General features: G+C 65.1%; 20 protein-coding genes. 11 read left to right on the top strand and 9 right to left on the bottom strand.

Annotation, left to right across the window (positions count from 1 at the left end; translation table 11 throughout):
* Positions 1-25: 25 nt before the first annotated feature.
* Genes ABLE86_RS10570 through nagA form a run of 4 tightly spaced genes read left to right on the top strand, consistent with a single transcriptional unit; the run spans position 26 to position 3,879 of the window.
* Positions 26-910 carry a BadF/BadG/BcrA/BcrD ATPase family protein gene (locus ABLE86_RS10570; RefSeq protein ID WP_348778903.1) on the top strand — a complete coding sequence of 295 codons (885 nt, stop codon included), beginning with the start codon at positions 26-28 and terminating at the stop codon, positions 908-910.
* Positions 903-1,691, top strand: coding sequence for a GntR family transcriptional regulator (locus tag ABLE86_RS10565; protein ID WP_348778902.1), 789 nt, complete (start codon positions 903-905; stop codon positions 1,689-1,691). The genes ABLE86_RS10570 and ABLE86_RS10565 overlap by 8 nt, the downstream gene beginning before the upstream one ends.
* Positions 1,692-1,705: 14 nt before the next feature.
* Positions 1,706-2,716: an SIS domain-containing protein gene (locus ABLE86_RS10560; RefSeq protein ID WP_348779215.1), complete on the top strand. Its 1,011-nt coding sequence runs from the start codon at positions 1,706-1,708 to the stop codon at positions 2,714-2,716.
* Complete coding sequence (gene nagA, locus ABLE86_RS10555) at positions 2,713-3,879, top strand: N-acetylglucosamine-6-phosphate deacetylase (protein WP_348778901.1); 1,167 nt, start codon at positions 2,713-2,715, stop codon at positions 3,877-3,879. The genes ABLE86_RS10560 and nagA overlap by 4 nt, the downstream gene beginning before the upstream one ends.
* Before the next feature lie 29 nt (positions 3,880-3,908).
* Here nagA and rpe read toward each other — a convergent pair whose 3' ends face one another.
* Entirely contained in the window at positions 3,909-4,583 is a 675-nt protein-coding gene (gene rpe / locus ABLE86_RS10550; protein ID WP_348778900.1) for a ribulose-phosphate 3-epimerase, read from the bottom strand.
* Between the two features lie 103 nt (positions 4,584-4,686).
* The gene (locus tag ABLE86_RS10545; RefSeq protein WP_348778899.1) at positions 4,687-5,709 is read right to left on the bottom strand and encodes a substrate-binding domain-containing protein; all 1,023 of its coding nucleotides are present in this window, start codon (positions 5,707-5,709) and stop codon (positions 4,687-4,689) included.
* A gap of 344 nt (positions 5,710-6,053) precedes the next feature.
* Between ABLE86_RS10545 and ABLE86_RS10540 the strand changes: the two genes are divergently transcribed.
* From ABLE86_RS10540 to ugpC, 5 genes are all read left to right on the top strand, one after another.
* A complete protein-coding gene (locus ABLE86_RS10540) occupies positions 6,054-7,409 on the top strand; it encodes an ABC transporter substrate-binding protein (protein ID WP_348778898.1) in 1,356 nt (451 codons plus the stop codon).
* Between the two features lie 331 nt (positions 7,410-7,740).
* Positions 7,741-8,751 (top strand): sugar ABC transporter permease, encoded by a 1,011-nt coding sequence (locus tag ABLE86_RS10535; RefSeq protein WP_348778897.1) that lies wholly within the window; start codon positions 7,741-7,743, stop codon positions 8,749-8,751.
* Between the two features lies 1 nt (position 8,752).
* The gene (locus ABLE86_RS10530; protein ID WP_348778896.1) at positions 8,753-9,907 is read left to right on the top strand and encodes a carbohydrate ABC transporter permease; all 1,155 of its coding nucleotides are present in this window, start codon (positions 8,753-8,755) and stop codon (positions 9,905-9,907) included.
* Between the two features lie 4 nt (positions 9,908-9,911).
* Positions 9,912-11,570 carry an alpha-glucosidase family protein gene (locus tag ABLE86_RS10525; protein WP_348778895.1) on the top strand — a complete coding sequence of 553 codons (1,659 nt, stop codon included), beginning with the start codon at positions 9,912-9,914 and terminating at the stop codon, positions 11,568-11,570.
* Between the two features lie 26 nt (positions 11,571-11,596).
* Complete coding sequence (gene ugpC, locus ABLE86_RS10520) at positions 11,597-12,709, top strand: sn-glycerol-3-phosphate ABC transporter ATP-binding protein UgpC (protein ID WP_348779214.1); 1,113 nt, start codon at positions 11,597-11,599, stop codon at positions 12,707-12,709.
* A gap of 8 nt (positions 12,710-12,717) precedes the next feature.
* Here the strand turns inward: ugpC and ABLE86_RS10515 are convergent, their stop codons facing one another.
* The 7 genes from ABLE86_RS10515 to pncA all read right to left on the bottom strand — a co-directional run bounded on the left by ABLE86_RS10515 (position 12,718) and on the right by pncA (position 20,218).
* Entirely contained in the window at positions 12,718-13,560 is an 843-nt protein-coding gene (locus ABLE86_RS10515; protein WP_348779213.1) for a metal ABC transporter permease, read from the bottom strand.
* A gap of 14 nt (positions 13,561-13,574) precedes the next feature.
* Positions 13,575-14,435: a metal ABC transporter permease gene (locus tag ABLE86_RS10510; protein WP_348778894.1), complete on the bottom strand. Its 861-nt coding sequence runs from the start codon at positions 14,433-14,435 to the stop codon at positions 13,575-13,577.
* Positions 14,432-15,313, bottom strand: coding sequence for a manganese/iron ABC transporter ATP-binding protein (locus tag ABLE86_RS10505; protein WP_348779212.1), 882 nt, complete (start codon positions 15,311-15,313; stop codon positions 14,432-14,434). The genes ABLE86_RS10510 and ABLE86_RS10505 overlap by 4 nt, the downstream gene beginning before the upstream one ends.
* 2 nt (positions 15,314-15,315) lie before the next feature.
* Positions 15,316-16,182 carry a metal ABC transporter substrate-binding protein gene (locus ABLE86_RS10500; RefSeq protein WP_348779211.1) on the bottom strand — a complete coding sequence of 289 codons (867 nt, stop codon included), beginning with the start codon at positions 16,180-16,182 and terminating at the stop codon, positions 15,316-15,318.
* Between the two features lie 393 nt (positions 16,183-16,575).
* Positions 16,576-17,880, bottom strand: a complete 1,305-nt coding sequence (gene pncB, locus ABLE86_RS10495; RefSeq protein ID WP_348778893.1) for a nicotinate phosphoribosyltransferase — start codon at positions 17,878-17,880, stop codon at positions 16,576-16,578.
* Between the two features lie 131 nt (positions 17,881-18,011).
* On the bottom strand, positions 18,012-19,409 hold the full coding sequence (locus tag ABLE86_RS10490) for an MATE family efflux transporter (RefSeq protein WP_348778892.1): 1,398 nt from the start codon (positions 19,407-19,409) through the stop codon (positions 18,012-18,014).
* A 209-nt stretch (positions 19,410-19,618) separates the two neighbouring features.
* On the bottom strand, positions 19,619-20,218 hold the full coding sequence (pncA, locus tag ABLE86_RS10485; RefSeq protein WP_348778891.1) for a bifunctional nicotinamidase/pyrazinamidase: 600 nt from the start codon (positions 20,216-20,218) through the stop codon (positions 19,619-19,621).
* 197 nt (positions 20,219-20,415) lie between these two features.
* On the opposite strand from pncA, the gene ABLE86_RS10480 reads away from it, so the two are divergent.
* Positions 20,416-21,279, top strand: coding sequence for a xanthine dehydrogenase family protein subunit M (locus tag ABLE86_RS10480; protein WP_348778890.1), 864 nt, complete (start codon positions 20,416-20,418; stop codon positions 21,277-21,279).
* On the top strand, positions 21,276-24,023 hold the full coding sequence (locus tag ABLE86_RS10475; RefSeq protein ID WP_348778889.1) for a molybdopterin-dependent oxidoreductase: 2,748 nt from the start codon (positions 21,276-21,278) through the stop codon (positions 24,021-24,023). Before ABLE86_RS10480 ends, ABLE86_RS10475 begins: the two co-directional genes overlap by 4 nt.
* The last annotated feature ends 128 nt before the right edge of the window (positions 24,024-24,151 follow it).

Genomic DNA, 24,151 nt, shown 5'->3' with positions numbered 1-24,151 from the left:
ATCATCGCCAAAAGGAGGCGCTTACGTGGATCTAGTGCTTGGCATAGATGGCGGCGGCACAAGCTGCAGGGCTGCATTGGCGACCGCTTCCGGCACTCTCCTCGGCCGCGGCAAGAGCGGCCCGGCCAATATCATGACCGATCTTCACGGCGCCCGCCAGAACATCGTCGAGGCAGCTCGGCTGGCCTTCGTCGATGCCGGGCGCGACGCCGAACTCATTGCCCAGACCGACGCCGTGCTTGGCCTCGCTGGCACCAATGTCGGCGGCTACAAGCAGCAGCTTCTGGATATCCTGCCCTTCCGCCGCAGCCTTGTGGAAAGCGATGCGGTGATCGCGCTCAACGGCGCGCTAGGCGACCATGACGGCGCTATCGCCATCATCGGTACCGGTTCGATCTTCATGTCGCGCAAGGGCGCTGCGATGCAGACGATCGGCGGCTGGGGTTTTATGCTCGGCGACCTCGGCGGCGGCGCGCGCATCGGCCGCGACCTGTTGCAGGAAACGCTGCTTGCCCATGACGACATCCACCCGGCCTCGCCGCTCACACAGGCCGTGCTGGAGCGCTTCGGCGGCGACCCGCGCGAGATCGTCAAATTCGCCGCCTCTTCCAAGCCCGCCGACTTCGGCACCTTCGCGCCGATGGTCTTTGACCATGCCGCGCGCGGCGATGCAGTGGCCAGGTTGGTGCTTGCCAGCGCCGTCAGGGACATCGAGGAGGCGCTGGACGCCCTGAAGCTCTCGCCCGACCAGTGGCTGTGCCTGCTTGGCGGTCTGGCCGGCCTGGTCGCGCCGCATCTGTCGGCCCACTACCAGAAAATGCTGCACGCGCCGGAACAGGACGCGCTGGGTGGCGCGGTGGCCATGGCTGCAAGACTGTTCGGCACCGCCGGAGCGCCGGCCCATGTCTGAGGCAGCCGAGAGCATCTTCTCGATCGTCAAGGCGTCCGAGGGCAGTGGCGCGCCGCTCTACCTGCAATTGAAGAAGAATATCGAGGACGCCGTCGAGCGCGGCATCATCGGGCCGGGCGACGCGCTGCCTTCCGAACGCGACATTGCGCTCAAGGCCGACGTCTCGCGCGTCACCGTGCGCAAGGCCGTGCAGGACCTGGTCAAGGGCGGCATCCTCGTGCAGCGCCACGGCTCGGGCACCTTCGTGGCGCCGCGCATGGAGCGCGTGGAACAGTCGCTGTCGCGGCTCACCTCGTTCACCGACGACATGGCCCGGCGCGGCATGACTGCCAGCTCCGTCTGGCTCGACAAGGGTGTCTACCCGCCCTCGCCCGACGAAATAATGATACTCGGCCTCTCGGCCAAGGAGATGGTGGCGCGCGTCAGCCGGCTGCGCATCGCCAACGACACGCCCATGGCGATCGAGCGCGCCTCGCTGTCGCTAACCGTCCTGCCCGACCCTGCCGCCGTCGGCTCCTCGCTCTACAATACGCTTGAAACGACCGGTAATCGCCCGCTGCGAGCCGTACAGCGAATCTCGGCGATCAATGTCGGCGCAGCAGACGCCAAACTGCTCGACGTGCCGGTCGGCTCGGCCTGCCTGCACATCGAGCGGATTTCCTACCTTGCCAGCGGCAAGGTGATAGAATTTACCCGCTCCGTCTATCGCGGCGACGCCTACGACTTCGTCGCCGAACTCAGGCTGGCGGGCCCTAGCGAAGACTTCGGAGGCAAGACTTGACTGCAACGACCCATATGCGCCGCGAGATCGAGGAGATCCCCGATGCGGTGGCGCGGCTGCTCGACGGCTCCAGGGCGGCACTTGCCGAGGCCGGCCGCGACATTGCCAGGCGCGACCCGCGCTTCGTGGTCACGGTTGCGCGCGGTTCCTCCGACCATGCCGCAACCTTCCTGAAATACGCCGTCGAACTGACCGCCGGCCTGGCCGTCGCCTCTGTCGGCCCCTCGGTCGCATCGATCTACAATGCGCCGCTGAAACTCTCCGGCTCGGCCTGCATAGCGATCTCGCAATCCGGCAAGAGCCCCGACATCGTGGCGATGGCGGAAGCGGCGCGCAGGGCGGGCTCGCTCACCATCGCGCTGACCAACACCGCCGACTCGCCGCTGGCCAAGGCTTGCGAGCACACGATCGACATCCTTGCCGGCGTCGAGAAGAGCGTGGCCGCGACCAAGACCTTCGTGAATTCGGCCGTGGCGGCGGTGGCGCTGATGGCGCATTGCACCAACGATCAGGCGCTGCTTGCAGCACTTGCCGAACTGCCCGGCCATTTCCGCAAGGCGGTGGACTGCGACTGGATGCAAATGGCGGCCGCTCTGGACGGCGCCAGCTCGCTGTTCATCCTCGGACGCGGCCCGTCCGTTGCCCTCGCCAGCGAGGCGGCGCTGAAATTCAAGGAAACCTGCGCCATGCATGCCGAGGCATACAGCGCGGCCGAAGTCATGCACGGGCCGATGGCGCTGGTGCGGCCCGGCTTCCCGGTGCTGGCGCTTGCAGCGCGCGATGCTTCCGAGGCCTCCGTGGTCGATACAGCCGGCCGCCTCGCCAACAAGGGCGCGACGGCATTCATCACGTCGGACAGTGTCGGCAAGGCCACGCGCCTGCCCTTCGTCGCGACCGGCCACCCGCTGACCGATCCGCTGGCGCTGATCGTGTCCTTCTATGGCTTCGTGGAGGCCTTTGCGCGCCATCGCGGCCTCAACCCCGACGAGCCGGCAAATCTGAGGAAAGTGACCGAGACGCTATGACCAATAGCTTCGCCATCGCCGGGGCGCGCATCTTCGACGGCCAGGCCTGGCATAACCGCTCGGCCGTGATCGTGCGCGATGGCGTCGTCGAGCGCATCGAGGCCGCCGGCGACGTGCCGCCCGGGATGAAGGTGGTCGAACTCGACGGCGGCATGATCGCGCCCGGCTTCGTCGACCTCCAGGTCAATGGCGGCGGCGGCGTGATGCTCAACGACGCCCCCTCGGTGGAGGCGATCCGCACCATCTGCGCCGCCCATGCGCGCTTCGGCACCACGGCGCTGCTGCCGACGCTGATCACCGACACGCCCGAGATCACCGCCGCAGCAGTCGCGGCCGGCGCCGATGCCGCGCGGGAAAAGGTGCCCGGCTTCCTCGGCCTGCACCTGGAAGGCCCGCACCTGTCGCTCGCACGCAAGGGCGCGCATGATCCGGCGCTGATCAGGCCGATGACCGACGCCGACGAGACAGCGCTGGTCGCCGCGCGGGAAAAGATGCCGGTGTTGCTCACCACCGTTGCACCCGAATCCGTCGACCAATCCCGTGTCTCGCGCCTCAAGCTGGCGGACGTGGTAGTCAGCCTCGGCCACACCGACACCGACTACAGAACTGCGCAGTCATTCGCCGACGTCGGCGCGACCATGGTCACGCATCTGTTCAACGCGATGAGCCAGATCGGCAATCGCGAGCCGGGGGTGGTGGGGGCTGCGATCAACACCGGAACGCTCTATGCCGGCATGATCGCCGACGGCATCCATGTCGACCCGGCGACGATGAGGATCGCGCTGCGCGCCAAGACCGGGCCGGCGAAGATCTTCCTCGTCACCGACGCCATGGCCACCATCGGCACCGACATGAAGTCGTTCACCCTGAACGGCCGCCTGATCAGGCGCGAAAACGGGAGCCTGAGGCTCGAGGATGGAACGCTGGCCGGCGCCGACCTCGACATGATCTCGGCCGTGCGCTTCATGCACCGGACCATCGGGCTCGAGCTCGACGAGGCGCTGCGCATGGCCTCGCTCTACCCGGCCGAGGCCGTCGGCCAGGACGGCAGGCTCGGCCGGCTGATCATGGGATCTGCGGCCAATATCGTGCATCTGTCCGATGATCTCGACGTGCGGAGCGTGTGGATCGAGGGGGAGAGGGTGTTTTCAACTAGGAACTGACGGCGAAGGGCTACCCCTCGCCGCAGGTGTCAGAGCGCCCCGTCGCCGGCCGCCCGTATCGCAGCGATGTTTTGTGCATACGCGTCCGAGCTGCCGCCCTTGAACACGGCCGAGCCTGCCACCAGCACATTGGCGCCGGCAGCCGTGACCAGCGGCGCGGTTTCGGGCGTCACGCCGCCGTCGATCTCGATGTCGATCGGCCGGTTGCCGATCATGGCTTTCACGCGCTTCACCTTCTCCACCACCGCCGGAATGAAGGCCTGGCCGCCGAAGCCGGGGTTGACCGTCATCAACAGGATGAGGTCGAGCCGGTCGAGCACATATTCGATGGCGCTTTCGGGCGTGGACGGGTTGAGCGAGACGCCGGCCTTCTTGCCGAGGTTTTTGATCGCCTGCAGTGAGCGGTCGAGATGCGGACCCGCCTCGGCATGCACCGTGATGATGTCGCAACCGGCGTCGGCGAAGGCGGCGAGATAGGGGTCGGCCGGGGCGATCATCAGGTGGCAGTCGAAGACCTTGGTCGTGCGACCCCGGATCGCCTTGATGACCTGCGGGCCAAAGGTGATGTTGGGCACGAAATGCCCGTCCATGACGTCGAGGTGGATCCAGTCGGCGCCGGCGGCTGCCACCGCCTCGACCTCGTCGCCGAGGCGTGAGAAATCGGCCGACAGAACCGAGGGCGCGATCAGGGTTTTTGCGGTCATGTCCGGGCCTTTCGAACGGGCTTGCAGGAATTTCCCCCGCCCTAATCTGCCGCGCCGCGAATGTCGATAGCCAAATCCGGCGAGGCTTCTCCGCAGGCGCAGCTCAGGCCGGCGCACCGGCAATGGAGCTTCGCACGATGAGGTCGACCGGCCAGACTTCTCCAAGCGCGCCCGCCTCCTGCCCGGAGATGCGTGCCGCCAGCCGCTCGGCGATGCGCTGGCCGGCCGCCCGTATTGAAGAACGCGTGGTGGTGAGCGGCACCGGGAAGTTTTCCGGCTTCAGCCAGGGGAAAACGTCGTCATGGGCGATCAGCGACAGGTCGCGCGGAATGCTGCGGCCCAGGTCGCGCGCCGCGCGCACAACGCCCAGCGCCATGATCAGGCTGGAACACACGATCGCCGTCGGGGCTTCGTCCTGCATCAGCAGGCTTCGCGCCGCGCGATAGCCGTTCTCCTCCGTCATTGCCACCGAGCGCAGCATGACAGGCGCCAGCACCAGCCCCCTGGCGTCGAGCGCGCGCCGCACGCCGCGCTCACGGCAGATGGCAAATGTCTGCGTCTCGTCGCCATTCACCAGCGCGATGCGCCTGTGTCCAAGCTGGACCATCAGCCTTGCCGCGTCGTGAAAGGCAGCCTCGTTGTCGATGTCGAGGAAGGGATAGTCGAAGTCGAGCTCCTCGCTGCGGCCGTGAACGATGTAGGGAATGCCCAGTTGCTGGACGAGCGCGATGCGGCGGTCGGCATGGCGCGGGGCCGAGATATAGACGGCATCCACCTGCTTGTTGGCCACGATCCGGCGATAGGTCGTCTCCTCGTCGTCCGCCTCAGCCGGGGAGAGCACCAGGTCCAGCTCATGCGCGCGGGCATAGTCGCCGAGCCCGGACAGGAACTCTACGAAATGCGGATCGATGTCGACGCTGGCGCCCGTGGGCATGACATAGCCGATCATTCCGGCCTTGCCGGTGGCCAGCCGGCGGGCGCTCGGGTTGGGCCTGTAGCCGTGCCGCCTTGCGGCGTCCGCCACGCGCCGGCGCGTTTCCTCGCTCACCTCCGGATAGCCGTTGAGAGCCCGGCTGACCGTCGTCTGCGATAGGTCCAGCATGCGGGAGAGCTGTTTGAGGTTCACTGATTCTCTTCCCAAAGCGCTTCAAAGGATTTCAAAGTTGCATTCCCGTTAACACACATCAGCATAGGCCGGACGGCACAATTTCAGAAGTGGAAATTGCCAGTGCAATGCAAAACCATGCTGCAATGCACCAGAAATACGCACTTAAATCGATTCATCCCATATGGCGCTTGACTCGCTGCTTTCTCCCCAGCGATGATAATCATCAGCCAAAGCGCTTTGGAAACTTTCGGAAGAAGGTTCGTTCGAAAGCCTGCGAGCCCGCCATCAGCGGGGCGCCCGGGGCGGTGTCGGCGGGACGAAGGGAGGTTCGTCCGGGAAGTGACCGAACGGGAGGACAATCGATGAAGAAGAGTCTTTTTCTGGGCGTTGCACTGGCAGCACTCGCGCTCGGCGCGCCCGCGCATGCGGAGCTGAAGTTCAAGCCGGGCGAGGACGCCCGCTTTCACTGGGCCGATCTGGACGAGTTGAAGAAGGTCGACCTGAAGGGCGAGACGCTGACCATCTTCGGCCCGTGGCGCGGCGAAGACGAGGCGCTGGTGCGCAATGTGCTCGAATATTTCATCAATGCCACCGGCGTCGACGTGAAGTATTCCTCTTCCGAGAACTACGAGCAGCAGATCGTCATCGACACGCAGGCCGGCAGCCCGCCCAACATCGCCATCCTGCCGCAGCCTGGCCTGATCCAGGATCTTGCCTCCAAGGGGTTCCTCACGCCGCTCGGCGACGACACGGCCGCCTGGATCAAGGAGAACTACGGCGCGGGCCAGTCCTGGGTCGATCTCGGCACCTATACCGACAAGGACGGCAAGCCCGGCTTCTTCGCCTTCCCCTACAAGGCCGACGTGAAATCGCTGGTCTGGTACTCGCCCGACAATTTCGAGGAAGCCGGCTACAAGGTTCCGAAGACGCAGGAGGAATTGCAGGCACTGTCGGACAAGATCGTGGCCGATGGCGGCAAGCCCTGGTGCATCGGCCTCGGCTCCGGCGGCGCGACCGGCTGGCCGGCAACCGACTGGGTCGAGGACATCATGCTGCGCATGCAGTCGCCCGAGACCTACGACAAATGGGTGACGAACGACATTCCGTTCACCGATCCGGCGGTGGTCGGCGCGCTCGACATCTTCGCCAAGATCGCCACCGACGACAGACTGGTGGATGGCGGCGCGGCGGCCGTGGCCGCGACCGACTTCCGCGACAGCCCCAAGGGCCTCTTTGCGGTGCCGCCCAAGTGCTACCTGCACCATCAGGCCTCCTTCATCCCGTCCTTCTTCCCCGAAGGCACCAAGCTTGGCCAGGACGCGGACTTCTTCTATTTCCCGCCTTATGCCTCGAAGCCAGAACTCGGCAATCCGGTGCTCGGCGCCGGCACGCTGGCCATGATCACCAAGGATTCGAAGGCGGCGCGCGCCTTCATCGAATTCCTGAAGCTGCCGCTGGCGCATGAGCTGTGGATGGCACAGGGCAGCTTCGTCACCCCGTTCAAGGCGGTCAACAAGGACACCTACGCCAGCGACGCGCTGAGGAAGCAGGGCGAAATTCTCGCCGAGGCCTCGACCTTCCGCTTCGACGGCTCGGACCTGATGCCGGGCAAGATCGGCGCCGGCGCCTTCTGGACCGGCATGATCGATCTCGTCGGCGGCAAGCCGGCGGCCGACGTCGCCGCCGAGGTTCAGAGGAGCTGGGACGCGATCAAGTAGAGGGGGGCGCCTCGATCGATGCCCCTCACCCGCCCTCCGCAATGCTCGGGCACTTTTCCGCACTGGGGCGGGGTTATCGACCCCCACTCCGGTTTGCTTCGCAAACCACCTCTCCCCCGCTCGACGGGGGAGAGGAATCGCCGTCCGCAAGCTTGGCGCCCTTCCTCTCCCCTTTTGAGGGGGAGAGGTGCCGAGCGAAGCGAGGCGGAGTGGGGGTAAGTCACCCCGTATGCGATTGCCCTAACTTCGTAGAGAGGGTGGCTTGCGAAGGCAGCCAGGTGAGGGGAAATTCACCAGCGCGCACACTGCCCAACAGGGGGAAAAGGATCCCATGACGGCACAGATCCTCTCTGCGGTCATCACGGTGCTCATTGGCGTCGGCGGTTGCGTGGTCTATTTCTGGGCCGCCAACCGCCTGCTCGATCTCGTGTTTCCCTCGCGCGGGGTCTCAGGCGCTGCGGCGATCGATAATCTGCGCAGGCAGGGCTACATCCGGCCATGGCTGTTCGTCGGGCCGGCGCTGGTCATCCTCACCGTCTATCTGATCTATCCGGTCTTCGCGACCTTCTACTATTCGCTCCATGATCGCGGCGGCCAGAGCTTCGTCGGCCTTTCCAACTACTCCTGGGCGCTGGGTGATCGCGAATTCAGGCAGGCGATCTTCAACAACCTGCTCTGGCTGCTTGTGGTGCCGGCCGCCTGCACCTTCCTGGGCCTGGTGATTGCGGTTCTGACCGACCGCATCTGGTGGGGAACCATCGCCAAGAGCCTGATCTTCATGCCGCTCGCCATCTCCTTCGTCGGCGCCAGCGTCATCTGGAAATTCGTCTATGAATATCGCGGCGACGGGCAGGTCCAGATCGGCATCCTCAACGCGATCGTCCAGTTCTTCGGCGGCGATCCCCAAGTGTGGGTATCGACGCCGTTCTGGAACAATTTCTTCCTCATGGTCATCCTAATCTGGATCCAGACCGGCTTTGCCATGGTCATCCTGTCGTCGGCGCTGCGTGGCATCCCGGAGGAAACCATCGAGGCCGCGACGATCGATGGCGCCAGCCCTTTTCAGATCTTCTGGAGGATCATGGTGCCGCAGATCTGGGGCACGATCGCCGTGGTCTGGACCACCATCACCATTCTTGTGCTGAAGGTGTTCGACATCATCCTGACCATGACCAACGGCCAGTGGAACACCAATACCCTTGCGAACCTGATGTTCGACTGGATGTTCCGCGGCACCGACTACGGCCGCGGCGCCACCATCGCCATCGTCATCATGCTGGCGGTGGTGCCGATCATGGTCTGGAACATCCGCCAGGCAACCCGCGAAGACGGGGGCCGCTGACGTGGCCGGTTCGCGCGGAAAATCCTTCCTCGGCCGCTTCGGCGTCCATATCGCGGTGGCCGCCCTTGTCGTGCTCTGGACGATCCCGACCCTCGGCATCCTGGTCTCCTCGCTGCGCTACAAGGACCAGATCGTCGCCTCGGGCTGGTGGACGGCGCTGACCACCGCAACCCACACCGAAGCCGGCCGCCTCGCCGGCTCAGCCGACCAGGTGGAGAAAGACGGCAGGTTCCTCATCATGGGCAACCTGTTTGGCGCCGGCGACAGCCGCACGCTGACCGCCTTCGGCATCAAGGCGCAGGCGCCGACCGAATTCCAGGCCGGTTCGGTGGCTGACCTCGGCGACGGCGTGACGCTACAGGTCAACGACGACGGCTCCTATGTCATGTCCTCGCCGGTGGCCTTCGAAGGCGATCGCGCCCGGCGCATCTACTATGCGGCGTCGATCCCGCCCAACTTCACGGCCGAGAACTACAAGACGGTGCTGTTTTCCGAAGGCATCGGTCGCTCTTTCATCAACTCGCTGACGGTGACGGTGCCGGCCACCGTCATCCCGATCCTGATTGCTGCGTTCGCCGCCTATGCTCTGGCCTGGATGCGTTTTCCCGGCCGCGCGCTGCTGATTGCCACCATCATCGGCCTGCTGGTGGTGCCGCTGCAGATGTCGCTGATACCGCTTTTGAAAATGTACAACGGCGTCGGCGCCTTCTTCGGCGTTCCGGCCAAGACCTATCTCGGCATCTGGCTGGCGCATACCGGCTTCGGCCTGCCCTTCGCCATCTACCTGCTGCGCAGCTACATCGCCGGCCTGCCACGCGAGATCATGGAATCGGCGCGCATCGACGGCGCCAGCGACTTCGAGATTTTCGTCAAGATCGTGCTGCCGCTGTCGTTTCCCGTGCTCGCCTCCTTCGCCATCTTCCAGTTCCTGTGGGTGTGGAACGACCTCCTGGTTGCGATGGTGTTCCTGCGCACCGACGCCGACCAGATGGTGCTGACGGCCCGGCTCAACAATCTGCTCGGCTCGCGCGGCGGCAATTGGGAAATCCTGACAACCTCGGCCTTCGTCACCATATTGGTGCCACTGGGCGTGTTCTTCTCGCTGCAACGCTATTTCGTCCGCGGGTTGCTCGCGGGCTCCGTCAAGGGAGGCTGACCCCATGCAAGCCGCACGCAAGATCGAACGACCGGAACCCGCAGTCGACCGGGACTGGTGGCGCGGCGCGGTGATCTATCAGATCTATCCGCGCAGCTTTCAGGATTCCAACGGCGACGGCATCGGCGACCTCCGGGGCATCGTCCGGCGATTGCCCTACATCGCCTCTCTGGGTGTAGATGCGATCTGGATCTCGCCCTTCTTCAAGTCGCCCATGAAGGACTTCGGCTACGACGTCTCCGATTATTGCGACGTCGATCCGATGTTCGGCACGCTTGCCGATTTCGACGCCCTGCTTGATGAGGCTCATCGTCTTGGCCTGAAGGTGATGATCGACCAGGTCATCTCCCACACCTCCGACGAGCACCCCTGGTTCAAGGAAAGCCGCGCCTCGCGCGACAATCCGAAGGCCGAGTGGTTCGTCTGGGCCGACGCGAAGCCGGACGGCACGCCGCCCAACAACTGGCTGTCGATCTTCGGCGGCTCGGCCTGGCAGTGGGACACGCGCCGGCAGCAATATTACCTGCACAATTTCCTGGCCGAACAGCCCGATCTCAACTTCCACAATCCGGCGGTTCAGGACGCGGTGCTGGAGGCCACCCGCTTCTGGCTGGAGCGCGGCGTGGATGGTTTCAGGCTCGACACGATCAACTTCTACTTCCACTCGCTCGGACTGGAAGACAACCCGCCGCTGCCCGCGGAACGGCGCAACGATTCCATCGCGCCGTCGGTCAACCCCTACAACTATCAGGATCACCTCTACGACAAGAGCCGGCCCGAAAACCTCGGCTTCCTGGAGCGCTTCCGCGCGCTGCTCGACGAATATCCGGCCGCCGCTGCCGTCGGAGAAGTGGGCGACGCGCAGCGCGGCCTCGACATCGTCGCTGCCTACACCGCCGGCGACCACCGCGTGCAGATGTGCTACGCCTTCGACTTCCTGGGACCGGAAAAGATCAGCGCCGCCAAGGTGCGCAATGTGCTGGAGACCTTTGGTCGGGTCGCCAGCGCCGGCTGGTCATGCTGGGCCTTTTCCAACCATGATGTGATCCGCCACGCCTCGCGCTGGGGCGAAGGCGTGGGCGACCGCACTGCCTATCTGAAGGTGCTTTCGGCGCTCCTGATGTCGCTGCGCGGCTCGGTCTGCATCTACCAGGGTGAGGAACTGGGCCTCGGGGAAGCCGAGCTCGCTTTCGAGGACTTGCAAGACCCCTACGGCATTCGCTTCTGGCCCGAATTCAAGGGCCGCGACGGCTGCCGCACGCCCATGGTGTGGGAGAGCAAGGCACAGAATGCCGGCTTTTCCGCCGCCAAGCCATGGCTTCCCGTATCGCCGGAGCAAAAAGCGCTGGCGGTGGACACCCAGGCGGGCGACGAGGCTTCGCTGCTGGAGCATTATCGGCGCTTCCTCGCCTTCCGTCGTGCCCATCCCGCACTTGCAAAGGGCGACATCGCCTTCCTGCCGAGCGAAGGCGACACGGTCGCCTTCACACGCCGCGAGGGCAATGAGGAGATCGTCTGCGTCTTCAATCTCGGCGCGCAGCCCGCGGCGGTCGAGCTTGGCGGGTCGGCAACGCCGCTGTCCGGCCACGGCTTTTCAGCCAAGGCGGAAGCGGGCACAGTCAGGCTCGGCGCCTATGATGCCTGGTTCGGGCGACGAGCCTGATCGGCGGAGAGCAAAGGGGGGACATGATGGCCGATCTCACGCTCAGCAAGGTCAGGAAGGCCTATGGCAGCCTGGAAATCCTGCACGGCATCGACCTCGACATCAAATCGGGCGAGTTCATCGTGTTCGTCGGGCCGTCGGGCTGCGGAAAGTCGACGCTGCTGCGCACCATTGCCGGGCTTGAGGACATCACCTCGGGCGAATTGCGGATCGCCGGCGAGACGGTGAACGACGTGCCGCCGTCCAAGCGCGGCATCGCCATGGTGTTCCAGTCCTATGCGCTCTACCCGCACATGACCGTCTACGACAACATGGCCTTCGGCATGAAGATCGCGCGCGAGAGCAAGGCCGAGATCGACCGGCGCGTGCGCCAGGCGGCCGAGATCCTGCAGCTGACAAAGTATCTCGACCGCCTGCCCAAGGCGCTGTCGGGTGGCCAGCGCCAGCGCGTGGCTATCGGCCGCGCCATCGTCCGCAACCCGAAAGTGTTCCTGTTCGACGAGCCGCTGTCCAACCTCGACGCCGCGCTTCGCGTCGCGACCCGCATCGAGATCGCCAAGCTCAAGGAGAGCATGCCCAACACGACGATGGTCTACGTCACCCACGACCAGGTCGAGGCGATGACGCTGGCGGACCGGATCGTGGTGCTCAAGGACGGCCGCGTGGAGCAGGTCGGCTCGCCGATGGAGCTCTATTGCCATCCCGGCAATTTGTTCGTGGCGCAGTTCATCGGCTCGCCCGCCATGAACATTCTGCCGGCACGGATCGAGCAGGCCGGGCGGCCGACATGCGTTTCGCTGGCGGATGGGCGCGAGGTGGAGGTGCCGGTCGCCACCCCTGGAGCGGCCGTGGGCTCGAAGGTCAGCTTCGGCGTGCGGCCGGAAGACCTGCGCATCGGCACCGGCGCGGATTGCCTGTTCGAAGGCACGGTCGACTATCTCGAGCAGCTCGGCGAGGTGCAGCTCGTCTATGTCGAGATCGGCCGCGCCAACGAGCCGCTGGTGGTCAAGCTGCCGGGCGGCATGCCGGTGAAGCGCGGCGCCGTTCTGCGGCTTGGCGCCGACCCGGGCAACCTGCACCTCTTCGGCGAGGATGGCCGCGCGATCGCCCGCAACGGCGCCGCCGTCGCGGCAGCCTGACTGCAGCGTCAGGCCTGATTGGCGGCTCCGAGCTTTCTTTCCGCACGCGCCGTCTTTGCCCGCGCATGCAGGAACGCCGCCACGAAGGCGAGGCTCATCAGGAGCACGATGGTCGGCGCCGGTGCGCTGTCGATGAAGAAGCTGAGATAGACGCCGAGGAACGACCCCGCCACGGCCACGATCACGGAGATCGCCATCATCTGCGAAAATCGTTGGGCAAGCAGGAAGGCGATGGCCCCGGGCGCAATCAGCATGGCGATCGCCAGGATGATGCCTACAGCCTTCAGCGCGCCCACGATCGTCAGCGACAGGATGGACAGCAGGCCATAGTGCAGAAGGCGTGCCGGCAGCCCGATGGCGCGGGCATGCTGCGGGTCGAAGGCGTGCAGCAGCAGGTCGCGCCGGAAGATGCCGATGGCCCCGACCACCACCAGCGCGATGATGCCGCTTTGCGCCACGTCGCCCCATGTGATGCCGAGCATGTCGCCGAACAGGATGTGGTCGAGATGCACCTCGGTTTCGATCTTGGTGTAGAGCACGATGCCCAAGCCGAACATGCCGGAGAAGACGATGCCCATGACCGTGTCTTCCTTGATGCGGCTGTTTTCCTTGAGGAAGCCGGTGGCGAGCGCGCAGACCATGCCCGCCGCAAAGGCGCCGACCGCAAGCGGCAAGCCGGCGAGATAGGCCAGCACCACGCCCGGCAGCACCGCATGGCTGATGGCATCGCCCATGAGCGACCAGCCCTTCAGCACCAGGAAGCATGACAACATCGCCATCGGTACCGCCACAAGGATGGCTATGATGAAGGCCTGCTGCATGAAGGGGAAAGCGAAGGGCATCGCCAGCATGTCGAACAGCTCGTTCACAGTCCCGCCTCCAGCGCCTGGCGCGCCCTCTTCCGCGCCGCCAGCATGCCGTGCTTGGGCGCAAACAAGAAGGCGCAAAGGAAGATCAGCGTCTGCAGCACCACGATGATGCCGCCGGTGGCGCCATCGAGGAAATAGCTGGCATAGGCGCCGATGAAGCTGGTCGCCGCACCGATGCCGACGCTGGTTGCGATCAGCCGCGGAAAGCGGTCGGTCAGGAGATAGGCCGTGGCGCCCGGCGTCACCACCATGGCAATGACCAGGAATGCTCCCACCGTCTGCAGCGCGGCAACCGTCGAGGCCGAGAGCAGCGTGAAGAACAGCACCTTCAGCCAATCGGGGTTGAGCCCGATGGAGCGAGCGTGGCTTTCATCGAAGAAGGCGACCATCAGGTCCTTCCATTTGGCAAGCAGGATGACGAGCGACACGCCGCCGATGATGACGAGTTGCAGCGTGTCGGCCGGGGTGATGGCGAGTATGTTGCCCAGGACGATGGTCTGGATGTTCACCGAAGCCGGCGACAGCGAGATCATGAAAAGGCCGAGGCCGAAGAAGGAGGTGAAGATCAGCCCGATGATGGCGTCTTCCTTCAGCTTTGTCCGCTGGTTGAGGAACAGCATGGCGCCAGCCGCCAGCCCGCCAGACAAAAAGGCACCCATGGCGAAGGGCAGGCCAAGCATATAGGCGCCGGCCACGCCCGGCACGATGGAATGCGAGAGCGCGTCGCCAATCAGCGACCAGCCCTTCAGCATCAGATAGGCCGACAAAAAGGCGCAAACGCCGCCGACCAGCGCCGACACCCACATGGCGTTGAGCATGTAGCCGTAGGAAAAGGGTTCGAGCAGGACCGCGCTCATTCGGCAGTCTCCGCCTTGCCGGCTTCCTCGCCATAAAACACCAGCGGCCGCTCGTCATCGGTCAGCACAGTGATCTTGCGCGGATCGGCATCCTGGTGAAGCTCTGCTCCGCCGAGAATGAACTGGCGCAGCACGCCGCCGAAGGTTTTCTCCAGATTGTCCTGGGTGAAAACCTCGGAGGTCGGGCCATGGGCCAGCACGGTGCGGTTGATGAGCACGGTGCGGTCGCAGAAGCGCGGCACGCTGCCGAGATTGTGGGTCGAGACCAGCATCACCCGGCCCTCCTCGCGCAGCGCCTGCAAGAGCTCGATGATGGCCTCCTCGGTGCGCACGTCGACGCCTGTGAAGGGCTCGTCGAGCAGGATCAGCCGCCCTTCCTGCGCCAGCGCGCGGGCCAGGAAAACACGCTTCTTCTGCCCGCCCGACAATTCGCCGATCTGGCGCTTGCGATAGGCGCTCATGCCCACGCGCTCGAGTGCTGCATCCACCGCCTCGCGGTCGATCGGGCGGGTCATGCGGAGAAAATTCATGTGGCCGTAGCGGCCCATCATCACCACGTCCTCGACGAGGACCGGAAAATTCCAGTCGACATCCTCGCTCTGCGGCACATAGGCAACGGCATTCTGCTTTAGCGCCTTTGCCGCGGGCATGCCGAGGATCTCGACCTTGCCGGCCGCCAGCGGCACAAAACCCATGATCGACTTGAACAGGGTGGACTTGCCGCTGCCATTGACCCCCACCAGCGCCGTGATGGTGCCCGTGGGGATGGCGAAGGAGGCGTCGCGCAGGGCAGTATGGCCGTTGCGATAGGTGACGGTGATGTGCTCGACCCTGAGCCCGCTGCCCTCGGCCGCCGCAATCGCTTTCGGGGCAGCCATGTTCATTGGACCAACGCCTTGGCAATCGTTTCGGTGGTGACGCGCAGCAGGTCGAGATAGGTCGGCACAGGGCCATCTTCGTCGCTCAGCGAGTCGACAAAGAGCACGCCGCCATAGGCCGCTCCCGTCTCGCGCGCCACCTGCCTGGCCGGCGCATCCGACACCGTGCTTTCGGAGAACACGGCCGGAATGTTGTTGGCGCGCACCGCGTCGATCACCTTGCGCACCTGCTGCGGCGTGCCCTGGCTGTCGGCGTTGATCGGCCAGAGATAAAGCTCCTTCAGGCCGAAATCGCGCGCCAGATAGGAGAAGGCGCCCTCGCTGGTGACGAGCCAGCGCCGCTCTGCCGGAATGCCGGCAATCGCCGCCCGCATCGGCTCGACCTCGGCCCTTATCTTTTCGGAATAGGCAGCAGCATTCTTGGCGTAGGTTTCGGCGTTGGCCGGGTCCTGCTCGGAAAAGGCCTTGCGAATGTTTTGGACATAGATCAGCGCGGCCTCGGGCGACATCCACGCATGGGGGTTGGGCTTGCCGCTATACGGCCCCTCGGAAATGCCCATCGGCTCCACGCCTTCCGAAACCACCACGCCCGGAACGCCGCTCAGATTGGCGAAGAACTTTTCGAACCAGAGCTCGAGGTTCAGCCCGTTCCACAGGATCAAATCGGCCTTCTGCGCATTGATCAGATCGCCCGGCGTCGGCTGATATTCGTGGATTTCGGCATTGGGCTTGGTGATCGACACCACGTCGGCAGCATCGCCGGCCACATTGCCGGCAATGTCGGCAATGACCGTGAAGGTGGTCACCACCTGCATCTTGTCCGCAGCCCGGGCTGTGCCAATGCTCCAGACGGCGAGTCCGAGCAACATGGTCGAAACGAGGAAACTGCGCATGCGTGTCATGTAAATCCCGCTTTGTTGGACCTGCGGCCGCGGAAGGGTGCGACCCTGCCCCGCTTTGATAGAGGTCGGAATTGCATCTGTCAATGCAATTGCAAATCGTTTGCAACTGCAGCCGACGCGGGAAGTGGTGGCGAGTCTCCTGTTACGCGGCTGCAATGGGTATTCTCAGGCAGGGCCGTCGTCGCGGCGGCGGAAACATTTTCCCAGGAGACGGCCTGCGAAATGGCGCGCGACGACCACCTGCGCTCGGCCGCACGGCAGCAGCGCCTCTGCGGGAGAGGTCACGGTCCGTCGAACGCAGGAAAGGGGTGGCTGGCGGCCAGTCTGGGCTGGCCCCGGCTCGCCCGCGGGTCGGAAATGTCAGACCTTGACCAGATGCTCCACCCGGTCGTTTCCGCCGAAGATGCGCAGATAACGCTCCATCTCGCGCAGGTCGCCGGTGGCCTTGGCCGGATTGTCGGAAAGCTTCACCGCATTGCGGCCATTGACCTTGGTGACCTTGCAGACCAGCGAGATGGCGTTGAGCCCCTTGGTCTCGTGCGGCGCGCAGCCCTCGAAATCGTTGGTCAGGTTGGTGCCCCAGCCAAACGACATGCGCACCCTGCCTTCGAAGTAGCGGTAGGCCTCCTCGATCGCCTCGGCCTCGAGCCCGTCGGAAAAGATGAGCAGCTTGTTGCGCGGGTCGACACCTTTTTCGCGCCACCAGGAGATAATCTTTTCCCCCCCTTCGATGGGCGGGGCACTATCGGGCCGGAAGCCGGTCCAGTCGGCCACCCAGTCGGGCGCATTGCGCAGGAAGGCGGTGGTGCCAAAAGTGTCGGGAAGCACGATCAGCAGGTTGCCGCCATAGTAGCGCTGCCAGTCCTCCAGCACGCGATAGGGCGCGCGCTGCAGCTCTTCCTCGCTGTCGGTCAGTGCCGCCAGCACCATCGGCAATTCGTGCGCGTTGGTGCCGAGCGCCTCCAGGTCGGTGTCCATTGCCAGGAGCACGTTGGACGTGCCGGTGAAGGCCTCGCCGATCCCCTCCTTCAGCGCTTCCACGCACCAGCGCTGCCACAGGAACGAATGACGGCGGCGCGTGCCGAAGTCGGAAATCTTCAAGCCCGGAAGCTGGCGCAGCCGCTCGATCTTTGCCCACAGCTTTGCCTTGGCACGCGCATAGAGAACATCGAGCGCGAAGGGACCGAACGGCCGCATCGCCGCGCGCGAACGCAGCTCGTTGATGATGGCCAGCGCCGGGATTTCCCACATCATCGTGTACATCCACGGCCCGTGGAACTCGAGATGGTACTGGCCGTCGCGCTTCGACAGCTCGTATTCGGGCAGCTGGAAATTCTCCAGCCAGGCGAGGAATTCGGGCTCGAATATCTGCTTGCGGCCGTAAAAGGTGTTGCCGCCCAGCCAGATCATTTCCTTCTTGGTGAAGCGCAGCGTGCGGGCATAGTCCAGTTGCTCGCGCAGCTCCTGCTCGTCGATTTCCTCCGCCAGCCGGACCGAGGTGGTGCGATTGATGAGCGAGAAGGTGACGTCGACGTCGGAATACATGCCCCAGATCATCTGAAGCATCAGCAGCTTGTAGAAGTCCGTGTCGAGCAGGCTGCGTACGATCGGATCGAGCTTCCAGGTATGGTTGTAGACGCGCCGGGCAATATCGGTCTTGGTCATTCAGGAGAGCCTTTTCATGCGCTTTCTGCTTGTCCGACAGCCTCTTAGCATCGAAACCGCGATTTTGCCTCAACTATACCGTGCTGGACCGACAAAAAACGACGTTGCGAGACAGCCAAAGCGCGGTCCGATCACCCCGCCCGCACGAGATCCAGCCTGTCGCGCCGCAGCCAGCGCCACAACAGCAGCACGGCCACCACCGCCAGCCCGGACGACAGCCCGGTCCAGATGCCGACACCCTCCAGGCCGAGCGGGAAGGCCAGCAGCACGCCGAGCGGCAGGCCGATGCCCCAGTAGCCGAACGCCGCATAGAGCATCGGCACCCTGGTGTCGTGCAGGCCGCGCAGCATGCCGGCCGTTACCGCCTGTGCGCCATCGACGATCTGGAACAGGCCGGCGAAGGCCAGGAAGGACACGGCCAGCGCAACGACGGCTGCGTTGGCCTGGTCGGCAAGGTCGATGAAGGCTCCGATCAGCATCTCCGGCGCCAGCACCATCGGCAGTGCCGCAAGCGACATGAACCCCACCCCAAGCGCGAAAGCCATCCAGCCGGCGCGGCTGACGCCTTCGCGGTTGCGCGCGCCGAAGGCAAGGCCCACCCGCACGGTCACCGCCTGGCCCAGGCCCAGCGGCACCATGAAGCTGATCGAGGCGATCTGCATGGCGATGGCATGCGCAGCAAGCGACGCCGCGCCGATGATGCCCATGAACAAGGCGGCGGCGTTGAAGATGGTGACTTCGAAAGCCATGATTCCGGCGATGGGCAGGCCGAGCTTCAGAAGCCCGGTGAAGCGCGGCCAGTCGGCACGCCAGAACCGCCCGAACAGCCGATAGCGCCTGAATTTGGGCTGGAGCGTCACCACAGCCACCATGCCCACGAACATCAAGGTGCTGGACAGGCTGGTCGCCAGCCCCGAGCCCGCGATGCCCATGGCCGGAAAGCCGAGATTGCCGAAGATCAGGCACCAGTTGGCCAGCACATTGAAGGCGACCGCGAAGAACACGATGACCAGCGCCCAACGCGGTCGTTCCAGTGCCGAAATGAAGGAGCGCAGCACGATATAGCCGTAGAACGGCAGCACGGCCCATTGCAGCCAATGCACATATGTTGCCGACCGGGCTGCCAGTTCGGCGTCCTGGCCCATCGCCATCAGCACCGGCTGCGCTTGCCACAGGAAGGCCCATATCGGAATGCTGACGCACACCGCCAGCCACAGCCCCTGACGCACCGTGCGGCGGATGTCGCGCACCGAATGGCGCTTGCGGCCGAGTTCAATGGCCATCATCGGCGACGTTGCCAGGATGAGACCGAGACCGAATATCATCGGCGCGAAATAGAGGCTCGAGCCCAGCGCGCCGGCGGCAAGCGCGTCGGGGCCGAGCCGCCCCATCATCATCACGCCGGTGGCCGTCATCGCGGTCTGGCCGAGATTGGTCAGGATCATCGGCCAGGCCAGCGCCAGCATCGCACGAAATTCGTGACGCCAAGGACTTGCCGGCGCCCGCGCGCCGGCTTCTATCGCAGTCATCGTTTTCATCTTTCAGGAATGGCTGCGGCAGATGATGCGCCGACGGCCCCATTCTTTGCGGAAAGCCAATGGACTTTTCGAATCTTCGACGCCTTCTTGAACCAAACAACAGCGTCAAACAAGCCGCCATCTTGGCCAACGGTTGAGCCAAGGCGGAAGAAGTCCATGGATACTGCGGGTTGTTGCGGCGGCGTCAATGCCGCCGTCGCTCAGGCGAGCTTTACGCCGGCGTCCCGCATCTTGCCCAGCATCGTTTCCAGCGAGCCGCCCAGGTCGATGGCACGGCAGGCATCCAGCCGCACGGTGGCTTCGAAGCCCAGGCCGATGGCATCCAGCGCCGAATAGGCGACGCAGAAATCCGTCGCAAGGCCAACCAGCGTGATCTTGTTGATGCCGCGCTCCTTCAGGTAGCCGGCAAGGCCGGTAGGCGTCTTGCGGTCATTCTCGAAGAAGGCGGAATAGCTGTCGATGCCCTTGCGAAATCCCTTGCGGATGACCAGCTCGGCCTTGCTCCACTTGAGCCCCGGATGGAATGCCGCGCCGCCCGACCCCTGCACGCAATGATCCGGCCACAGGGTCTGCTGGCCATAGGGCATCTCGACCGTCTCGTAGGGCTGCTTGCCGGAATGGTTCGAGGCGAAGCTGGAATGGTCGGCGGGGTGCCAGTCCTGCGTCACGATCACATGTTCGAAGCTGCCGATCATCTCATTGATCAGGGGCACGATCTTGTCGCCCTCGGCCACGGCAAGGCTGCCGCCCGGACAAAAATCGTTCTGCACGTCGATGACGATCAGCGCTTCTTCGGCCATTTCAAATCCATCTCCAAACCGCAGCGCCGAAACTCGGCCAGAAGCGTGTGCACGTCAACCGCCCTTGCTGCACACCACCTATGAAACCACGCATGCAACCGGGCGCGGGCAGAAACTGCGCCTTGCAAAGCAACAATCGCCTGATACCATTCGCATACAAACGATTTCTGCGACCGGTCATGCTTGGGAGGCATGGCGTGCACCGATACGCGAAACCAACCGGGCTCGAAGAAGCGCTGAACCTTCTGGGACAGGATGACGGCTGGCTTTTGCTGGCCGGCGGCACCGATTTCTATCCGACCCTCGGGGACCGCCCCGTGCGGGGCAACGTGCTCGACCTGAATGGCCTTGCCGAACTCCGAGGCATTTCCGAAACCGCCACGCATTTCGTGCTCGGTGCGCGAACGACCTGGACCGAGATTGCGCGCCACGACCTGCCGCCGGCCTTCGGCGCCCTGCAGGCGGCCGCCCGCGAGGTCGGCTCCATCCAGATACAGAACCGCGCAACGATAGCCGGCAATCTCTGCAACGCCTCGCCCGCCGCAGACGGCGTGCCGGCGCTTCTGGTGCTCGACGCCGAAGTGGAGTTGCGCTCGCTCGGGGCCACCCGTCGTCTGCCGCTTTCCTACTTCATCCTCGGCAACCGCCGCACTGCGCTGCAAGCCGGCGAAATGGTGACCGCGATTCGCGTGCCAAAACATTCCATTGCCGGCGCATCCGCCTTCCAAAAGCTCGGCAGCCGGCGCTATCTCGTCATCTCCATCGCCATGGCGGCCGCGCGGGTCAAAGTCGCGGATGGCATCGTCACGCAGGCTGCAGTGGCGGTGGGCGCCTGCTCGGCCGTGGCCAGTCGGCTGCACAATCTGGAGGCCGCCCTGTACGGTTTGCCCGTCGGCCCGGCTCTTGCCGAAGCTGTGGGGGAAGCCGCTTTCGATGAGTTGGCCCCCATCGAAGACGTGCGCGGCAGCGCCGACTACCGGCGCGGGGCGGCACGCGAGATCGTCACGCGGGCAGTGCTCGCCGCCGCCGATGCGGTCGATGCGAGGGCAGCAGCGGCATGAGCGCGGCGCGGATTGCCCTGAACTTCGAGGTTAATGGCGCCGCCGTCGCAATCAACGTCCCACCGCTCCGCCGCCTGTCGGCCGTGCTGCGCGACGAACTGCGGCTCACCGGCACCAAGGTGGGCTGCGATGCCGGCGATTGCGGCGCCTGCACCGTGCTGGTCGACGGCGAGCCGGTCTGCGCCTGCCTCGTGCCGGCGGCATCGGTGGAGGGTGCGGCGGTGCGCACGATAGAGGGGCTTTCCAATGGCAGCCTCTCGGCACTGCAGGCCTCGTTCCTCACCCACGGCGCGGCGCAATGCGGCATCTGCACGCCCGCGCTGCTGGTCGCCGGAACCGCGCTGCTGGAAAAGACGCCCTCGCCTTCCGAAGAGCAGGTTAAGGACGCGCTGGGCGGCATCCTCTGCCGCTGCACCGGCTACCGGAAAATCATCGCGGCGGTGATGGAGGCCGGCCGCCACGCCGGCGAACTGGATCTCCGCCTCCCCGCTCCCGGCCATGCCGTCGGCGCCTCACCGGTGCGGCTCGACGGCATCGCCAAGGTAACCGGCGCGGAGAAATTCGGCGCCGATTCCTTCCCGGACGATGCGCTGGCCGTCGCCGTGATCCGCTCGCCCCACTATCGGGCGCGCTTTGCATTCGGCGACCTCGACGCCTACCGCGCACAGAACTCGGGCATCGTCGGCATCTTCACCGCCGCCGATATTCCGGGACAAAACCGTTTCGGCGTCATTCCCGCCTTCGCCGACCAGCCGGCGCTGGCCGGGGTCGAGGTGCGCTTCCGTGGCGAGGCGGTGGCGGTGGTGGCGGGCGAGCGCGAGGCGATCCGCGATCTCGACCTTGCGAGATTTCCGATCACCTGGACCGAACTGCCGCACCGGCTCGAGCCCTGCGAGGACAGCGACCTCGTCCATGCCGACCGTCCGGGCAATCTGCTCACGCAAGGCTTCGTCCGGCGTGGCGAGCCGGAAGCGGCGATTGCCAATGCCGCTCATGTCGTATCCGGCGAGATCGAGACCGCCTATGTCGAGCATGCCTATATCGAGCCGGAGGCGGGCTTTGCGCATATGGAGGGCGACACGCTGGTGGTCACGGCCTGCACGCAGGCGCCCTATATGGACCGTGACGACATGGCCAAGGTGCTCGGCCTGCCGCCGGAAAAGGTGCGCATCGTGCCCACCGCCACCGGCGGCGGCTTCGGCGCCAAACTCGATCTTTCGGTGCAGCCTCTGGTCGGCCTCGTTGCGCTGAAGACCGGCCGGCCGGCGGCACTCGTTTACACGCGCGGCGAATCCATGGCCGCGTCGACCAAGCGCCACCCGGCCACCATGCGCGCCACCATCGCCGCCGGCGCCGACGGCCGCATCGCCGGCATGGTGTTTTCCGGCGACTTCAACACCGGGGCCTATGCGAGCTGGGGGCCGACAGTCGCGAACCGCGTGCCGGTCCATGCCTCCGGCCCCTATGTCACCCCGCACTATCGCGCGCTCGGCCGCGCGCTGCACAGCAATGGCCCGATCTCCGGTGCCTTTCGCGGCTTCGGCGTGCCGCAGGCGACGATCATGCAGGAGACGCTTTACGACGAGCTGGCGCAGAAGGCGGGGCTCGACCGGCTGGAATTCCGCCTGAAAAACTGCCTTCGCAACGGATCCGAAACGGTGACCGGCCACAAGCTTGAGAAAGGCGTCGGCATCGCCACCTGCCTCGAAGCGCTGAACCCCCACTGGCAGCGCGCGCTGGCCGACGCGGAAGCCTTCAACGCCAACAACGACGCGCGCCGGCGCGGCGTCGGCGTGGCCTCCTGCTGGTATGGCTGCGGCAACACTTCGCTGCCCAACCCATCGACCATCAGGCTCGGCATCTCGCCCGACGGGCATGTGGTGCTGCATCAGGGCGCGGTCGACATCGGCCAGGGCTCCAACACGGTGATCGGGCAGATCGTCGCCGACACCCTCGGCGTGCCCCTGCAACTGGTGCGACTGAAAGGTGCCGACACCGCGATCACGCCCGATGCCGGCAAGACCTCGGCCTCGCGCCAGACTTTTGTCTCGGGCAAGGCGGCCGAGAAGGCGGCCCGGGCGTTGCGCGAAAAAATCCTGCGCTTTGCCAATGTCTCGGAGCACGCCACGCTGCATCTGGAAGGCTCCACGCTGGTCGTTCGCGAGGGTCAGGCCGTTCGCCACATCGATCTTGCCGCGCTCATCCCGGATACCGACGGCATGGTCTTTTCCGCCCAGGAAACCTACGACCCGCCGACCACCCCGCTCGACGAAAACGGCCAGGGCAAGCCCTATGCCGTGTATGGCTACGGCGCGCAGATCGCCGAGCTGGAGGTCGACATGAAGCTCGGCACGGTCAGGCTGATAAAAATCACCGCCGCGCATGATGTTGGCCGCGCCATCAACCCGCTTCTGGCCGAGGGGCAGATCGAGGGCGGCATCGCGCAAGGCATCGGCATGGCGCTCATGGAGGAATACATCCCAGGCCGCACCGAAAACCTGCACGACTATCTCATCCCCACCTTCGGCGACGTGCCGCCCATCGAGACCATTCTGGTCGAGGTTCCGGACCCGGAAGGCCCCTTCGGCGCCAAGGGGCTGGGCGAGCATGTGCTGATCCCCACCGCGCCCGCGATCCTCAACGCCATCCGCCATGCCACCGGCGTGCTGGTGACGAAGCTGCCGGCCACGCCGAGTCGCATCATGGCCGCGATGAACGCGACAATGGAGGGCGGGCAGGCATGAGCACTTTCATGGCAGGTGCTTTTTCGAGATGCTTTGATACCCCCACCCCTGTCCCCTCCCCACAAGGGGGAGGGGGACGATTTCGCCGCCATAGCTCCCAAGAACGGCAAAGATTGGCGCCGGGCGGC

The organism is Mesorhizobium sp. KR2-14 (assembly GCF_040049255.1).
Taxonomy (GTDB): Bacteria; Pseudomonadota; Alphaproteobacteria; order Rhizobiales; family Rhizobiaceae; genus Pseudaminobacter.
Note: the sequence above shows the minus strand (reverse complement) of the source record. Positions and strands in the feature narration are given on the sequence as shown.

Excerpts from the sequence above, each read along its gene's own strand:
- ABLE86_RS10505 (WP_348779212.1), bottom strand. The coding sequence starts at position 15,313 with ATGGCTGCCCCGAAAGCGATTGCGGCGGCCGAGGGCAGCGGGCTCAGG.
- pncB (WP_348778893.1), bottom strand. The coding sequence starts at position 17,880 with ATGACCAAGACCGATATTGCCCGGCGCGTCTACAACCATACCTGGAAG.
- ABLE86_RS10515 (WP_348779213.1), bottom strand. The coding sequence starts at position 13,560 with ATGCTGGCGATGCCCTTCGCTTTCCCCTTCATGCAGCAGGCCTTCATC.
- ABLE86_RS10490 (WP_348778892.1), bottom strand. The coding sequence starts at position 19,409 with ATGACTGCGATAGAAGCCGGCGCGCGGGCGCCGGCAAGTCCTTGGCGT.
- pncA (WP_348778891.1), bottom strand. The coding sequence starts at position 20,218 with ATGGCCGAAGAAGCGCTGATCGTCATCGACGTGCAGAACGATTTTTGT.
- ABLE86_RS10565 (WP_348778902.1), top strand. The coding sequence starts at position 903 with ATGTCTGAGGCAGCCGAGAGCATCTTCTCGATCGTCAAGGCGTCCGAG.
- ABLE86_RS10525 (WP_348778895.1), top strand. The coding sequence starts at position 9,912 with ATGCAAGCCGCACGCAAGATCGAACGACCGGAACCCGCAGTCGACCGG.
- ABLE86_RS10560 (WP_348779215.1), top strand. The coding sequence starts at position 1,706 with ATGCGCCGCGAGATCGAGGAGATCCCCGATGCGGTGGCGCGGCTGCTC.
- ABLE86_RS10475 (WP_348778889.1), top strand. The coding sequence starts at position 21,276 with ATGAGCGCGGCGCGGATTGCCCTGAACTTCGAGGTTAATGGCGCCGCC.
- rpe (WP_348778900.1), bottom strand. The coding sequence starts at position 4,583 with ATGACCGCAAAAACCCTGATCGCGCCCTCGGTTCTGTCGGCCGATTTC.
- ugpC (WP_348779214.1), top strand. The coding sequence starts at position 11,597 with ATGGCCGATCTCACGCTCAGCAAGGTCAGGAAGGCCTATGGCAGCCTG.
- ABLE86_RS10500 (WP_348779211.1), bottom strand. The coding sequence starts at position 16,182 with ATGTTGCTCGGACTCGCCGTCTGGAGCATTGGCACAGCCCGGGCTGCG.
- ABLE86_RS10535 (WP_348778897.1), top strand. The coding sequence starts at position 7,741 with ATGACGGCACAGATCCTCTCTGCGGTCATCACGGTGCTCATTGGCGTC.
- ABLE86_RS10540 (WP_348778898.1), top strand. The coding sequence starts at position 6,054 with ATGAAGAAGAGTCTTTTTCTGGGCGTTGCACTGGCAGCACTCGCGCTC.
- ABLE86_RS10510 (WP_348778894.1), bottom strand. The coding sequence starts at position 14,435 with ATGAGCGCGGTCCTGCTCGAACCCTTTTCCTACGGCTACATGCTCAAC.
- nagA (WP_348778901.1), top strand. The coding sequence starts at position 2,713 with ATGACCAATAGCTTCGCCATCGCCGGGGCGCGCATCTTCGACGGCCAG.